The organism is Dongshaea marina (assembly GCF_003072645.1).
Classification (GTDB): Bacteria; Pseudomonadota; Gammaproteobacteria; order Enterobacterales; family Aeromonadaceae; genus Dongshaea; species Dongshaea marina.
Genome location: NZ_CP028897.1, coordinates 3811110 through 3826801, shown reverse-complemented (window position 1 = coordinate 3826801; position 15692 = coordinate 3811110). Strand labels below are relative to the sequence as shown.

Here is a 15692-nt window from a genome sequence, read left to right as displayed (position 1 = left end):
ATGACTCCCGCGAGGCGCTTTGCCCTGAACTATATCGTAGAAGCGGCCGATGATATTGCGTATTGCATCGCCGATCTCGAAGATGGGGTGGATAAAGGGATCCTGAGCCTTAAGGAGCTGGCTCAGCTGCTGGAAGAGGAGTGGCATCAAAGTTGTGAGGGCGAGTATCTTCCTGAGCTGTGTCAGCGTTTACTGCATCATGCTCCCTCCGAAAGCGACTTTTTTCAAAGGTTTCGTGAACGCCTATGGGAAGATCTCTGTCAGCAGAGTGCAGTTCTCTACCTTAAACATCATCCGGCGGTCTTTGCCGGAGACTATAACCAGCCATTACTCAGTGCTCCTTGTGGGCCGGCTCAGGTGCTTGGAGTATGTAAGCGGGTGGCTCAGCAACACCTGTTTTGTCATCGGGAGGTCGAGACTCTGGAGTTGCGTGGTTATACGGCGATGAAGGGGCTGCTTGAGATCTACCGCCCGCTGTTAGAGTTGTCCGCCGAAGAGTTTTCTCAGCTATTGAATCAACCGGGTTGTGGATCACCCTTTTTAGTTGAAAGGCTGTTTCATCGTCTGCCGGCGCGTTATCTTGCTTGCTATCGTCGCGCCATCGCTTCATCTTGTTGCGGTTTTCTCTGTACCAGGGAGCAGGAGTGGTATTACCGGGTTCGATTGGTGATCGATTTTATCAGTGGCATGACAGACCCCTTTGTATTGGATGAATATCAGCAGCTTGCCGCTATCTAGCGAGGAGGAGAGAATGAGGCAAAGAGCTCGCCTGAGCTGGCTGGCCGTTTTGAGTTGTGTGCTCCTTTTGACTGTGTTTAAGGCTTTCGCGATTTCGGGGGTGAATGCCAGCGAACAGAGCTGGCTCAAAGAGCACCAGCGGGAGATCAAGGTAGGAGTGATAGGTCCGGCCTGGAGTCTTCCTCAGCAGAGTCAGGCACAAACCCCCCTCTGTATAACGATCTGACTCGCTTTCTTGAGCGTTCCCTGGATGTCAGGTTTCAGTTTAGGTTTTTCTCCTCCCAGGCGCGTGCCTATCTGGCATTGCATCAGGGGGCTCTGGATACCTTGCTGGTGCATCAGTCTCAGATCCAGCCCGGAGTCGTCCTCCAGACTCATGCCCTGATAGAGATGCCGAATGTGATTTTATATCGGGCTGGATTGGGGCGGCTGCAGCCGCAGTCAGCCTTGCAGCAGCTAGACCTGGTGTGCCTTGAGGGGAGCTCAAGCTGTGAGCGACTTGCGGCGATGGGAGTTCGCCAGCTCAGGAGCGTCGACTCTCTGGATGAGGCCCTGTTCAATATCGAATATGGTCATGCCAATGGTGCTGTGATGGATCTGCTGGCTGCTGAGAAGGCTCGCCGGCACTTTAGTTCGCCCAAGCTCAGGATCTTTCACTCCAATTCTCTGCCCTCTGAAAGGCTTTATTTTGTAACTGCGGCCAGCGAGTCACAGTTGCAGCAACTACTGGATAAGGGGATCGCCTGGTTATCTCCGGCTGAAAAACTGAAGATGGCTGCCTGGAGTGTTGCCGATGTATCCGAGCAGGACTCAGAGCGTCAGTTCGATACCCTCCTGACCCCGGCGGAGAGGCAATGGCTCAGCAAGCATCCTTTGATCCGGGTCGCACGTCCAAGCTACTGGCCCCCCATGTCCTACACAGACAGTAACGGTAAATTTGTCGGTTATGCAGCCGATCTGCTGGCCCTGCTATCGACTAAGACCGGACTTCGGTTTGAGCAGATGCCGATGAACACCCTCAAAGATTCGGAACAAGCCCTGAAGTCGGGCATGGTGGATATAGCCCCGGTGGCGACAGCTCAGTGGGGCAAGATTGCCCGTCTTTCTCATCCCTATTACAGCATGGGTTGGCTATTGGTCGGTAAGATGGGCTCCGGTTGGATCACTCGGCTCTCTGAGCTGTCGGGGAAGCGGATCGCTATCGTCCGGGGGTACCAATATCCGCAATGGTTGGCCCAGGTGCTGGGGATCCGCTGGATAAAGGTGGCCAATGAGCAGTCGGTCCTGCAGGCGGTGGAGCAGGGGGATGCGGAGTATGGCCTGGCGGCTCAGGCATTGGTAGGGCGTGCTTTGCAGGGGGGCTATGCCGGTAAGCTGGTGGTGGTTTATGGAAGCCCGAGATTAGAGGTGCCACTGCAGATCGCGATTCGCGCCGATCTGCCGATGTTGCAGAGCATTCTCAATAAGGCTCTGGGTGAGCTCAGCTCTGAAGAGAAGGCATATCTTAAGAATCGTTGGTTAACCCTGGATGTGGTTGAGGGGCTTAACCCACAACAGGTGGTGCGCTACGGGGTGGCTGCGATAGCCCTGTTTACTGGAGCGGCTGTGTTTTTCTGGATATGGAATCTGACGTTGCGCCGACAAGTATGGCAGCGAAAGCAGGCAGAAAGTCAGGCCCATGAAGCCAAGGCGCGTTTACAACACCTGACGGACAGTATTCCCGGAGTGGTGTTCCAGGTTGATATCAAAGGGGATGCTCCGCTACTTATCTTTGTCAGCAAGGGAATAGAATCTCTTTTCGGGATCAAGGCATCTGAACTCCTTCATTCGTTAGAGCCTTTAACCGAGCTTGTGGATCTGCGGGATCAGGCCCTGGTACGAGCAAAACTAGAGGAGGCTTTTAAGAGTGTGGAGCCCAAGCCCCTGGAGCTAAAATTTAGAGTGCGTAGAGCCAGGGCCCCGCGCTGGATCCGAGTAATGGCCTTGCCACACATAGGCCCTGAAGATTCGGTTAGCTGGTATGGTGCAGCCTTTGATATCTCAGATCTCAAAGAGCAGGAGCAGGCCCTGATAGAGGCTAAACTGAGCGCAGAATCTGCGGTGGAGGCGCGCAGCCGCTTTTTAGCAACCATGAGCCATGAGTTGAGGACTCCCATCAGTGGCTTGATTGGCCTGGTGGAGCAGTTGCAGCTACTTCCACTGTCCCATACTCAGGCGCAGCTCATCTCTCACCTGGATGAATCTGCAAACACCCTGCTCTATCTGGTCAATGATATTCTGGACTTTTCAAAGCTCAAAGCGGGCCAGTTGCAGCTCGAAGTACAGGATATCAGCCTCTGGAAAACCATAGGTGGTGTGTTGCGAAACCATGCGGCAGCGGCTCACCGAAAGGGGCTTGAATTTGACTTTAGTTGGCAGGGAGAGATCGCCTCCTGTTATCGGGTCGATCCCCTTCGGTTGGGCCAGATCCTGTCAAACCTGCTGCATAATGCGATCAAGTTTACCGAGTCGGGCGCGGTCAGTTGTTACCTTCAGCCACAAGAGCTGGGGGTGAGCTTTCAAATTCGTGATACTGGGATAGGTATTGATTCCCAGAGGCTCAAGCAGTTATTCAGCCCATTCGAGCAGGCAGAAAACAGCATTTCCCGCCGTTATGGGGGCACCGGGCTTGGACTTTCCATCAGTAAACAGCTGGTGGAGCAGATGGGGGGAGAGCTCGTCCTGCACAGCACCCCTGGTAAGGGAACCTTGGCTGAACTCTCCCTTCCTCTCAATCCCTGTGCCCAGATGAAGCAACCGCTCAAGGGGATGAGGCTGTCGCTCTTGTCATCCCTGAGCTCTATGCTACCTGAGCTTGAACACTGGGGAGCGAACGCAAGCCTGACGGACCGGCTTCCGGAGCAGGGGATCTTTGTCGTCACCTCCCACTGGCTGGAAAATAACAGTGAAGGGCAGTGGCTTCATCGCCTCAACCAGCGGACTAAACTGGCGCTGTTGGTATTGACGGAAAAACCTATGGTTGCAGCCTTACCAAATCAGCCGCGCATTCGTCAGCTGGATAATCATCCTCTCTACCCGGATCTGCTGTTTCATGAACTTGATAATCTGCAGGCTCAGCTTGATGGTGAACAGAAATCCTCATCTTTGCCCAAACTGTCCGGACACATTCTGGTGGTGGATGATCACCCTCTCAATCGAACTCTGGTGAAACGTCAACTTGAGAGTCTCTCCATGAGTTGTGATTGTGCCGAAAATGGCTCCCAGGCCCTGGAGCTTTGGCAGAAAAACAGTTATTCCCTGCTACTGACCGATTGCAGAATGCCTGAGATGGATGGCTTTACTCTAACCCGCGCGATACGGGAGCTTGAAGGGGGTGAATGCCGAAAGCCGATCCTTGGGATGAGCGCCGATGCGACTGAGCAGTTACGTCAGCAATGTCTTGAGGCGGGAATGGATGAGCTGGTAACCCGTCCTTTCAGCGCCGAGCTGCTCGCACAGAAACTAACGAGTCTGGGTGTCAACGGCTCTTTTCGGAAAAATGAGGAAACAGGCTCCTGTTGTGAGCCGGATGAAAAGGACGATGAAACGCTTCCCGAGAAGCAGCGGCTCCTTGAGCTCTTTGGGGATGAGTCCATGCTCAGGGAGATGATAGAGGAGTACTTAAGTTGTAGTGAGGCGGATCTCCGGCAGATGCAGCAAGCCCTGGAGACTGAGCACTGGCCCGAGCTTGCCGAGGCAGCCCATCGTTATAAGGGGGCTGCCCAGATGAGTGGTTTTACCCCTTTGGTAAAACATGCCCGTGAGTTGGAGGAGCAGGGTAAGAGCCGCCATAAGCTGGCGGTAACTCAAAGTCTCAGCAGGCTGGAAGTGCTCCATCAACGCTTTAACCAAAGGTTGACAGAGATCGCCCAAAATTTATCTGTTTGAGTCAGCAGCCCTTATCGAGCCCGTTGCAGCAGGGCGTTGAGCTCAGGATCGTCGGCAAGGTTAAACTCCCGACGTTTGCCAAATCCATAGCGGTTGTCCGTCCAACTGAGGTGCTGGATGCGGATCCCATAGCAGCGGGTACGCTCAAGGGCCCGGGCCAGGAGCTCGGTGGGCTTATTGAGAAAGGCAAAATCCTGGCGATAACGGCTCAGCATCAGCTGCTGCTCCTCTCCTTGTAACCGGATGAGCTCTCCTGCTCCCTGGAGGCCCCGGATCGTTTTCCATTCCTGATGATCGCTGGCAATGCTAAAGGCAACCTGAGTTGGCAATTCAAGTCTGCCATGGCGACTCCTTGGAGAGGAGAGAAACCCGAGTCTATCCTGATGGCGAACGTAGAAGAGCGGGATGCTCCATGGGCCATCCTGGTCGACGATGGCAAGCACCAACTGGTGATGGTTATCGATAAAGTCCAGGATCTGCTGGGAAACGGATGGTGTCACATGAGGTTACCGGCAAAAAATAATCATCGATTGTGGCTCAATTTATCCTGTCATGTAAACTTGAGCGCCATAATTGAGATATGCCAAATCGATAAGTGAGCCTTAGATGAAGCAACGGTTAGTCATCGCGATAACGGGTAGTAGTGGTGCCATCTACGGAGTTCGGTTACTGCAGTTTTTACAATCGCAGTCTGAGATCGAGACTCATCTGGTGGTGAGTCCGGGAGCCTGCAGAACCCTGCAGGAGGAGATGGGGCTTAGCGAATCCCAGGTGATCGCGCTGGCAGATGTCTATTATCCCTGCCAGGATGTGGGAGCAGCGATCGCATCGGGCTCCTTTAAAACCATGGGTATGGTGATCACTCCCTGCTCGATACGAACCCTGTCGGCCGTTGCTTGCTGTAACAATGATAATCTCATTAGCCGGGCCGCCGATGTCACTCTCAAGGAACGGCGTAGATTATTGCTACTGTTGAGAGAGACTCCACTTCATTCGGGGCATTTGAGGCTGATGCAGCAGGTGACCGATGCCGGGGGAATTGTAATGCCGGCGGCTCCCGGCTTTTATCACCACCCGAGTTCAATCGAGGAGTTAGTGGATCACCTGCTGCTGCGGGTGTTGGATCTGATGGGGATTGAAGCCGACTCTTTGAGCCGGCGCTGGGATGGCGGAGCTTCGAGCTGAGCTCAGCTCTTAAAGCTCAGAGACTGGTTATCGACCGATACCGGGGTCTGTTTCTCCAGCATATTGATAAACAGCATAGAGCGGGTTTCCCCATCGGCTTCCAGGTAGATGGCATCTATGCCCTGGAACGGTCCCTCGGTGATCTCAACTTTTTGGCCCGGTTTGGGTTGTTGATTCAGCAGTTCACGCGCCTCATCACTGTCTTCATGGCGGATCATGTTAATGATCAGGGCCTGTGGGATCACATACCAGTGATTACGTCCTGAGCCGATGAACTTACTGATCCCCCGGGTCGAAGAGAGAGTGACCGGGCTGATCTGCTCCAGATCGGCCTGAACAAACAGATAGCCGGGAAACAGCGGCTCTTCCACCGAGACCCGCTTACCCCTGCGCATTTTTTCGACAACCACCGAAGGGTAGTAACTCTCTATCCCCTGATTATCCAGGTGGATCTTTGCGCGTTGTTCCTCTTTGGGTTTGCAGTAGGCCAGATACCACTGCTTGCCTTGGTATTGTGGGTTAAGCATATGAGTTTGATGCCATCGGGTCATAAATATGGACAATCTGTTCATGGTAGCGAATCCCTCGGGTCTTTAAAAGATTGACATTCACAGGATTAAGCGGTGCAATCGCGGCTAATTCATCCCGCTTCGCGGGTCATAAATTTAAGAGTAAGGTTGAAGTATGGCATCTGGTGCTGCAGTTTTTCTGGATCGTGACGGAGTGATTAACCGGGACACAGGGTATGTCGCCGAGGTGGATGACTTTCATTTCCTGGAGGGGGCGATCGAGGCGATGCAGCTCCTCAAGAAAAAGGGCTATCAGCTGGTGGTTGTGACCAATCAATCCGGGATTGCGCGCGGCTACTATACCGAAGATCAGTTTCTGACCCTGACGGAGTGGATGGACTGGTCCCTGGCGGACCGGGGAGTGGATCTGGATGGGATCTACTACTGCCCCCATCACCCGACCGAGGGAAAGGGCGAGTATCTTCAGGCATGTCAGTGTCGAAAGCCTGCGCCCGGGATGCTGCTCGAGGGGCTGAAAGAGCTTAAGCTGGATCCGGCATCCTGCTATTTGGTGGGGGATAAGGAGAGCGATCTGGATGCTGCTATAAATGCTGGCTTTGGCCACAAGGTGCTGGTAAAAACCGGAAAACCACTCACAGAGAGTGGCATAGCCAAGGCAGACGAGGTCTATACGGATCTGATGGCATTTGCAAAGTCGCTTCCGTCACAGGGTTGAGGCTTTCAAAAATGTGATTTCATGGCGCTTTTGAGCGGAAAGTGAAATAACCCGATCTTTTTCACAAAAAAGCCTTGCATGACGGCGGGAGATCTCTATAATTCGCTTCCGTTGTCAGGCAGCGCCAAGCGCACTGGCGACGAGGTCAAAAAGTTGAAACAAACGGCTTGACTCAAAATTCGGAACGGGTAGAATGCTCGTCCTGCTTCGAGAAGAAGCAACGCTCTTTAAAAATTAGAACAGGCAATCTGTGTGGGCACTCGCAATGAGTTAAAGCGATAAAACATATTTTATCTCTTTATATTGTTGAGTGACTATATAAGTTAATTCAGTGATTAAAGAGAGCAATGATTTAAATTGAAGAGTTTGATCATGGCTCAGATTGAACGCTGGCGGCAGGCCTAACACATGCAAGTCGAGCGGAAACGAGAAGTAGCTTGCTACTTCGGCGTCGAGCGGCGGACGGGTGAGTAATGCATAGAAATCTGCCCAGTTGAGGGGGATAACCACTGGAAACGGTGGCTAATACCGCATAAGCCCTTCGGGGGAAAGAGGGGACCTTCGGGCCTCTTGCGATTGGATGAGTCTATGTGAGATTAGCTAGTTGGTGAGGTAAGGGCTCACCAAGGCGACGATCTCTAGCTGGTTTGAGAGGATGATCAGCCACACTGGGACTGAGACACGGCCCAGACTCCTACGGGAGGCAGCAGTGGGGAATATTGCACAATGGGGGAAACCCTGATGCAGCCATGCCGCGTGTGTGAAGAAGGCCTTCGGGTTGTAAAGCACTTTCAGCGAGGAGGAAAGGGTGCGTATTAATACTACGCATCTGTGACGTTACTCGCAGAAGAAGCACCGGCTAACTCCGTGCCAGCAGCCGCGGTAATACGGAGGGTGCAAGCGTTAATCGGAATTACTGGGCGTAAAGCGCATGCAGGTGGTTTGTTAAGCCAGATGTGAAAGCCCGGGGCTCAACCCCGGAATAGCATTTGGAACTGGCAGACTAGAGTCCTGGAGAGGGGGGTAGAATTTCCGGTGTAGCGGTGAAATGCGTAGAGATCGGAAGGAATACCAGTGGCGAAGGCGGCCCCCTGGTCAGAGACTGACACTCAGATGCGAAAGCGTGGGGAGCAAACAGGATTAGATACCCTGGTAGTCCACGCTGTAAACGATGTCAACTTGAAGCTTGTGACTATAAGTTGTGGGTTTCGGAGCTAACGCGTTAAGTTGACCGCCTGGGGAGTACGGCCGCAAGGTTAAAACTCAAATGAATTGACGGGGGCCCGCACAAGCGGTGGAGCATGTGGTTTAATTCGATGCAACGCGAAGAACCTTACCACCCCTTGACATACTGAGAATTTTCCAGAGATGGATTAGTGCCTTCGGGAACTCAGATACAGGTGCTGCATGGCTGTCGTCAGCTCGTGTCGTGAGATGTTGGGTTAAGTCCCGCAACGAGCGCAACCCTTGTTCACAGTTACCATCATTAAGTTGGGGACTCTGTGGAGACTGCCGGTGATAAACCGGAGGAAGGTGGGGACGACGTCAAGTCATCATGGCCCTTACGGGGTGGGCTACACACGTGCTACAATGGCGGATACAAAGGGCAGCGAACTCGCGAGGGTAAGCGAATCCCATAAAGTCCGTCGTAGTCCGGATTGGAGTCTGCAACTCGACTCCATGAAGTCGGAATCGCTAGTAATCGTGAATCAGAATGTCACGGTGAATACGTTCCCGGGCCTTGTACACACCGCCCGTCACACCATGGGAGTGGGTTGCAAAAGAAGTAGGTAGCTTAACCTTCGGGAGGGCGCTTACCACTTTGTGATTCATGACTGGGGTGAAGTCGTAACAAGGTAACCCTAGGGGAACCTGGGGTTGGATCACCTCCTTACCTATACGCTTTATCATGCTAGTGTCCACACAGATTGTACTGTTCGAAATTTAAGAGACTTGTGTCCCCTTCGTCTAGAGGCCTAGGACACCGCCCTTTCACGGCGGTAACAGGGGTTCGAATCCCCTAGGGGACGCCACTTTGAAAATGCATTTGTTAAGTGTATTTCCAAAGTGGTTTTTTATGACCATAGCTCTTTAAAAATCTGGAAAGCTGATTAAATTCAAAGTTCTTTAGACATAACAAGTGTCTTGGAAACTTGAGGCGGAAAACAACTAATACATTAGTTGCTTTATGACCCTGAGTTCATTTGGGGTTGTATGGTTAAGTGACTAAGCGTACACGGTGGATGCCTTGGCAATCAGAGGCGATGAAGGACGTGCTAACCTGCGAAAAGGGTTGGTGAGCTGGTAAGAAGCGTTATAGCCAACCATGTCCGAATGGGGAAACCCACTCACTTTAGTGAGTATCTCATGCTGAATACATAGGCATGTAGAGGCGAACCCGGGGAACTGAAACATCTAAGTACCCGGAGGAAAAGAAATCAACCGAGATTCCCTAAGTAGCGGCGAGCGAACGGGGATTAGCCCTTAAGTTTGATATGAGCAAGTGGAACGGTCTGGAAAGTCCGGCGATAGAGGGTGATAGCCCCGTACACGTAAGCGAATATTGAATGAAATCGAGTAGGTCGGGACACGTGGTATCTTGACTGAACATGGGGGGACCATCCTCCAAGGCTAAATACTCCTGATTGACCGATAGTGAACCAGTACCGTGAGGGAAAGGCGAAAAGAACCCCTGTGAGGGGAGTGAAATAGAACCTGAAACCGTGTACGTACAAGCAGTGGGAGCATCCTTCGGGGTGTGACTGCGTACCTTTTGTATAATGGGTCAGCGAGTTACTTTCAGTGGCGAGGTTAACCGAATAGGGGAGCCGTAGGGAAACCGAGTCTTAACTGGGCGAATAGTCGCTGGGAGTAGACCCGAAACCCGGTGATCTAGCCATGGGCAGGTTGAAGGTTGAGTAACATCAACTGGAGGACCGAACCCACTAACGTTGCAAAGTTAGGGGATGACCTGTGGCTGGGGGTGAAAGGCCAATCAAACCGGGAGATAGCTGGTTCTCCCCGAAAGCTATTTAGGTAGCGCCTCGGACGAATACTATTGGGGGTAGAGCACTGTTTCGGCTAGGGGGTCATCCCGACTTACCAACCCGATGCAAACTCCGAATACCAATAAGTACTATCCGGGAGACACACAGCGGGTGCTAACGTTCGTTGTGGAGAGGGAAACAACCCAGACCGCCAGCTAAGGTCCCAAAGTTATCACTAAGTGGGAAACGATGTGGGAAGGCCCAGACAGCCAGGATGTTGGCTTAGAAGCAGCCATCATTTAAAGAAAGCGTAATAGCTCACTGGTCGAGTCGGCCTGCGCGGAAGATGTAACGGGGCTAAGTGATACACCGAAGCTGCGGCAGCATACTAGTTATGCTGGGTAGGGGAGCGTTCTGTAAGCCTGTGAAGGTGGATTGAGAAGTCTGCTGGAGGTATCAGAAGTGCGAATGCTGACATGAGTAACGATAATGGGGGTGAAAAACCTCCACGCCGAAAGACCAAGGGTTCCTGTCCAACGTTAATCGGGGCAGGGTGAGTCGACCCCTAAGGCGAGGCCGAAAGGCGTAGTCGATGGGAAACAGGTTAATATTCCTGTACTCGCTGTAATTGCGATGGAGGGACGGAGAAGGTTAGGTGGGCCAGGCGTTGGTTGTCCTGGTGAAAGTGCGTAGGCTGAGTGTTTAGGTAAATCCGGACGCTCATTAGGCTGAGACACGAGACGAACATCCTACGGGATGGAAGCCATTGATACCCTGCTTCCGGGAAAAGCTTCTAAGCTTCAGATTACAGAGAATCGTACCCCAAACCGACACAGGTGGTCGGGTAGAGAATACCAAGGCGCTTGAGAGAACTCGGGTGAAGGAACTAGGCAAAATAGTACCGTAACTTCGGGAGAAGGTACGCCGCTGATGGTGAAGTCCCTTGCGGATGGAGCTGTCGGTGGTCGCAGTGACCAGGTGGCTGGGACTGTTTATCAAAAACACAGCACTGTGCAAACTCGAAAGAGGACGTATACGGTGTGACACCTGCCCGGTGCCGGAAGGTTAATTGATGTCGTTATCCCTCGGGAGAAGCGGTTGATCGAAGCCCCGGTAAACGGCGGCCGTAACTATAACGGTCCTAAGGTAGCGAAATTCCTTGTCGGGTAAGTTCCGACCTGCACGAATGGTGTAACCATGGCCACGCTGTCTCCACCCGAGACTCAGTGAAATTGAAATCGCTGTGAAGATGCAGTGTACCCGCGGCTAGACGGAAAGACCCCGTGAACCTTTACTACAGCTTGGCACTGAACATTGAGCCTGCATGTGCAGGATAGGTGGGAGGCTTCGAAGCGGTAACGCCAGTTATCGTGGAGCCATCCTTGAAATACCACCCTTGCATGTTTGATGTTCTAACCTCGGTCCATTATCTGGATTAGGGACAGTGTCTGGTGGGTAGTTTGACTGGGGCGGTCTCCTCCCAAAGAGTAACGGAGGAGCACGAAGGTGGGCTAAGTACGGTCGGACATCGTACGGTTAGTGCAATGGCATAAGCCCGCTTAACTGCGAGACAGACACGTCGAGCAGGTACGAAAGTAGGTCATAGTGATCCGGTGGTTCTGAATGGAAGGGCCATCGCTCAACGGATAAAAGGTACTCCGGGGATAACAGGCTGATACCGCCCAAGAGTTCATATCGACGGCGGTGTTTGGCACCTCGATGTCGGCTCATCACATCCTGGGGCTGGAGCAGGTCCCAAGGGTATGGCTGTTCGCCATTTAAAGTGGTACGCGAGCTGGGTTCAGAACGTCGTGAGACAGTTCGGTCCCTATCTGCCGTGGGCGTTGGATGATTGAGAGGAGTTGCTCCTAGTACGAGAGGACCGGAGTGAACACACCTCTGGTGTTCGGGTTGTCACGCCAGTGGCATTGCCCGGTAGCTACGTGTGGAACTGATAACCGCTGAAAGCATCTAAGCGGGAAGCAGGCCTCAAGATGAGTCATCCCTAAGACTATAAGTCTTCTGAAGGGCCGTCCGAGACTAGGACGTTGATAGGCAGGGTGTGTAAGCGTTGTGAGGCGTTGAGCTAACCTGTACTAATGACCCGAGAGGCTTAACCATACAACACCCAAGTGAGAGACGCTTGTGTGTCTTGAGAACGAATTAATCACTTTCTGGATTTAATGTTTTTTGTCTGGCGACCATAGCGCGGTGGCCCCACCTGATCCCATTCCGAACTCAGAAGTGAAACGCCGTAGCGCCGATGGTAGTGTGGGGGTTCCCATGTGAGAGTAGGTCATCGCCAGGCTTGTATTTCGTTTTCAGATTTAGAAAAATCTGAAGGCAAAAAGTTAGAAAAACCCCGGTTCAATTGAGCCGGGGTTTTTTGTAATCTGCGAACTATAAAATTAAGACATTTATATAAATAACCAACATTCAAGATTTGTTATTAAAGATAAGAGTTAAAACGACTCTTTAATAACAAATTTTAGGTTTACCCTTAATTAGCTCGTACCTGCCAGGGATTGTCGAGCTTACATAGTGATATGTTTGCCCACCAGGATGTGAATGGGAGTTAGTATCTAATGCTTGCGCCCTGCGTCCTAATTAAGTGTTAAAAAGTAATAAATAAAACAAAATAGAATAGATAAAGCTGACCTCTTTATTGAGAGGTCAGCTTTTATCGTATCCCTATGAGGTTGATTTGTTACTTAGCTCTGGCGCCGTGACGTTATCGTCATGTTTTTATTTAACACTACGAGTGTGTACATGAACAATCTGAATAAAATTCGCCTTACCTGGATTAGTTATCTCTGTTTTGCTCTGACGGGAGCAACCGTTGCTGTAACCGGTATGGTTATGGCCCCTGTTGCCCAGTTTTTTGATATTCCCCTGTCAAGCATGAGCAATACCTTTACCTTTTTGAATGTCGGGATCTTGATCGCCCTAATTTTCAATGCCTGGTTGATGGAGCTCATCTCCATTAAGCGCCAGCTGGTATTTAGCTTTGTGCTCATGGTGCTGTGTGTGCTGGGACTGATGTTCAGTCACAGCCTGGTGATGTTCTCGGCCTGCATGTTTATCCTCGGGATACTGGCGGGGATTGCGACTTCAGTTGCGGCGACCCTGATTACCTGCCTCTATGATGGGACCAAGCGTGGTGCCCAGATGCTGTTTACAGACTCTTTCTTCAGCATGGCGAGCATGATCCTGCCAGTGGTGACCGGCTTCATGCTGGGCAAGCATATCCCCTGGTACTGGGTCTATGCCGTGATCGGCCTGTTCTTTGTGGCCATCTTCCTGCTGACTATCCCCTCTGATTTCCCTGAGCTTGGTAACAAGGCTGCGGCGAAGGGCGAGCAGCCAGCTCACAAAGAAAAGTGGAATCTGGCGGTCTATATTCTTGGCTTAGCAGCCATGTTCTATATCCTCGGACAGCTGGTGTTTATCTCCTGGGTGCCTCAGTACGTGGAGCAGACCTTTAAGCTGAGTGTTGAGCAAGCCGGAACCGTTGTGGGGCGCTTCTGGATGTCTTACATGATCGGCATGTGGATCTTCAGCCTGGTGCTGCGCTATACAGATCTGCACAAGCTGCTGGTCGGCCTGTCCCTGCTCTCTGTCGTCTTCATGTTTATGTTTAACCACACGGCTCAGGCCGGGCATTTGGGGTATCTCATCTTTGCCCTGGGCTTTGTATCCAGTGCCATCTATACCTCACTCATCACCCTGGCATCTCAGCAGATCAAGACTGCGTCTCCTAAGCTGATTAACGGGATCCTGACCTGTGGTACCGTGGGCTGTATGTTGACCTTTGTGGTTTCCAGCCCTGTGGTGAAGATGTTTGGCCCACACTCGGCTCTTGTGGTCGCCAATGGCCTGTACGCCGCAGTGTTTGTGATCTGTGTGGCGGTCGGTTTTTGTAGTAAGCATAAACAAAATGCCCGTGAGTTAGCTGCGGCTCAGTAAGCATATTAACTCACCTTCGAAGGGGCCTGAATGGCCCCTTTTTTATCCTGGCTAGCGGGCTTTAAAGCCTGGCACTTCAATACCAGGGAGAGTAAAGGAGAGGCTTCGATTGAGCCCTTTATTACGATTAACCCTAATTTACTGAACAGAGAAACGACAGTAACTATAAATATGTGACCTCGATTGTAGAATTACTCCGTTTTTTTAATCAAACTGCGATGTCTATCACATTCTGTCACGTGCCCTTCCAGTAGAATCTCCCGCTTCCCGGATCACTAGGAGTAATTAAGCTCCAATCATAATAAAGAGTCCTGGAATTAAAACAGCCTTGGCCATGGAAATAGCCAAATGGCAACTCTCGGTGCAATAAATCTACTTTATTTAACTCTACGGGTGTCTAAATGAATGATCGGAATCGAATTCAGCTGACCTGGATCAGCTTTCTTTCTTATGGGTTAGTGGGGGCACTGGTTGCCGTAACAGGCATTGTGATGGAGCCGGTTGCCAACTTCTTTGGCATTCCTGTTTCTCATATGAGTAATACCTTTACTTTTCTTAATGCGGGAATGTTGATTGCTATCTTTCTCAACGCCTGGTTGATGGAGATTGTTCCTCTTAAGCGTCAGTTGAACTTCGGTTTTGTACTGATGATCCTGATGGTTATTGGCCTGATGATGACCCATAGCCTGACCCTGTTCTCCCTGTGCATGTTTGTACTTGGTGTAATGGGCGGGATCACCATGTCGATCGGTACCTTCCTGATCACTCGCCTGTATGATGGCCGTCAGCGTGGTTCGCGCCTGCTGTTTACCGACTCCTTCTTCAGCATGGCCAGCATGATCCTGCCGGTGATCGCGGGCTACATGTTGGGCAAGCACCTCGCATGGTATTGGGTCTATGCGGTGATTGGCCTCATCTATGTTGCGATCTTCATCCTGACTCAGATCTCTGAGTTCCCTGAACTCAGCAAAAAAGCAGCCAAGGGCAAAGCTCAGAATACCAGCTCTGAAAAATGGGGTATGGGGGTTTATGTGCTGGCGATTGCGGCCCTGTGCTACATCCTGGGTCAGCTGGTCTTCATCTCCTGGGTTCCTCAGTATGTACAGAACACCTTCCACATGAGTGTTGAGGAGTCAGGGATCATGGTCGGCCGTTTCTGGATGTCTTACATGATCGGCATGTGGGTACTGACCCTGGTTCTGCGCTTTGTGGATATGCATAAACTGGTACTGGTTCTGGCTCTGCTAGCCTCCGCATTCATGTATATGTTCAACACTGCCACCGTTGTGGCCCACCTGGGTTACTGGATCATCGCTCTGGGTTTTGTATCCAGCGCTATCTACACCACATTGATCACCCTGGGTTCTCAGCAGACCAAGGTGGCATCGCCTAAGCTGGTTAACTTTGTTCTAACCTGCGGTACCGTTGGTACCATGCTGACGTTTGTGGTTTCCAGCCCGATTGTTGAGGCTGCAGGCGCTCATGCGGCACTAGTCACTGCAGATGCTCTATATGGTGTGGTCTTCATCGCCTGTGTGGTATTGGGCTTTTGCACCAAGCACAAGGTGAACGCCAAGGCGGGAGCTGCCGCGGCTCATTAATAGCGACATATTCAAGATTGATTTAGGGGACCCATGGGTCCCC

9 protein-coding genes, 1 tRNA gene and 3 rRNA genes are annotated in these 15692 nt (G+C 51.7%); 11 read left to right on the top strand and 2 right to left on the bottom strand.

All coding sequences use genetic code 11. From position 1 onward, the window contains the following. From DB847_RS25745 to DB847_RS17895, 3 genes are all read left to right on the top strand, one after another. The gene (locus DB847_RS25745; RefSeq protein WP_234418425.1) at nt 1-738 is read left to right on the top strand and encodes a hypothetical protein; all 738 of its coding nucleotides are present in this window, start codon (nt 1-3) and stop codon (nt 736-738) included. 13 nt (nt 739-751) lie between these two features. Continuing rightward, the gene (locus tag DB847_RS17900; RefSeq protein WP_108651931.1) at nt 752-964 is read left to right on the top strand and encodes a hypothetical protein; all 213 of its coding nucleotides are present in this window, start codon (nt 752-754) and stop codon (nt 962-964) included. A gap of 107 nt (nt 965-1071) precedes the next feature. Then, entirely contained in the window at nt 1072-4665 is a 3594-nt protein-coding gene (locus DB847_RS17895) for an ATP-binding protein (protein ID WP_159084726.1), read from the top strand. An 11-nt stretch (nt 4666-4676) separates the two neighbouring features. Here the strand turns inward: DB847_RS17895 and DB847_RS17890 are convergent, their stop codons facing one another. Further along, nucleotides 4677-5165, bottom strand: coding sequence for a PNPOx family protein (locus DB847_RS17890; RefSeq protein ID WP_159084725.1), 489 nt, complete (start codon nt 5163-5165; stop codon nt 4677-4679). Between the two features lie 106 nt (nt 5166-5271). Between DB847_RS17890 and DB847_RS17880 the strand changes: the two genes are divergently transcribed. Continuing rightward, nucleotides 5272-5850: a UbiX family flavin prenyltransferase gene (locus tag DB847_RS17880; protein WP_108651927.1), complete on the top strand. Its 579-nt coding sequence runs from the start codon at nt 5272-5274 to the stop codon at nt 5848-5850. A gap of 2 nt (nt 5851-5852) precedes the next feature. Here the strand turns inward: DB847_RS17880 and rfaH are convergent, their stop codons facing one another. Further along, nucleotides 5853-6377 carry a transcription/translation regulatory transformer protein RfaH gene (gene rfaH, locus DB847_RS17875; protein ID WP_108653011.1) on the bottom strand — a complete coding sequence of 175 codons (525 nt, stop codon included), beginning with the start codon at nt 6375-6377 and terminating at the stop codon, nt 5853-5855. Between the two features lie 157 nt (nt 6378-6534). Between rfaH and gmhB the strand changes: the two genes are divergently transcribed. The 7 genes from gmhB to tsgA (DB847_RS17840) all read left to right on the top strand — a co-directional run bounded on the left by gmhB (nt 6535) and on the right by tsgA (DB847_RS17840) (nt 15649). Beyond that, entirely contained in the window at nt 6535-7095 is a 561-nt protein-coding gene (gmhB, locus tag DB847_RS17870; protein WP_108651926.1) for a D-glycero-beta-D-manno-heptose 1,7-bisphosphate 7-phosphatase, read from the top strand. Between the two features lie 354 nt (nt 7096-7449). Beyond that, nucleotides 7450-8989, top strand: a 16S ribosomal RNA gene (locus DB847_RS17865). Between the two features lie 63 nt (nt 8990-9052). Further along, a tRNA-Glu gene (locus DB847_RS17860) sits at nt 9053-9128 on the top strand. 183 nt (nt 9129-9311) lie between these two features. After that, nucleotides 9312-12203 (top strand): 23S ribosomal RNA (locus tag DB847_RS17855). 72 nt (nt 12204-12275) lie between these two features. Next, nucleotides 12276-12390, top strand: a 5S ribosomal RNA gene (gene rrf / locus DB847_RS17850). The 16S, 23S and 5S rRNA genes sit together here with 1 tRNA gene alongside, the layout of an rRNA operon. 461 nt (nt 12391-12851) lie before the next feature. After that, on the top strand, nt 12852-14048 hold the full coding sequence (gene tsgA, locus DB847_RS17845; protein ID WP_108651925.1) for an MFS transporter TsgA: 1197 nt from the start codon (nt 12852-12854) through the stop codon (nt 14046-14048). Between the two features lie 401 nt (nt 14049-14449). Further along, complete coding sequence (gene tsgA / locus DB847_RS17840) at nt 14450-15649, top strand: MFS transporter TsgA (protein ID WP_108651924.1); 1200 nt, start codon at nt 14450-14452, stop codon at nt 15647-15649. Nucleotides 15650-15692 lie beyond the last annotated feature (43 nt).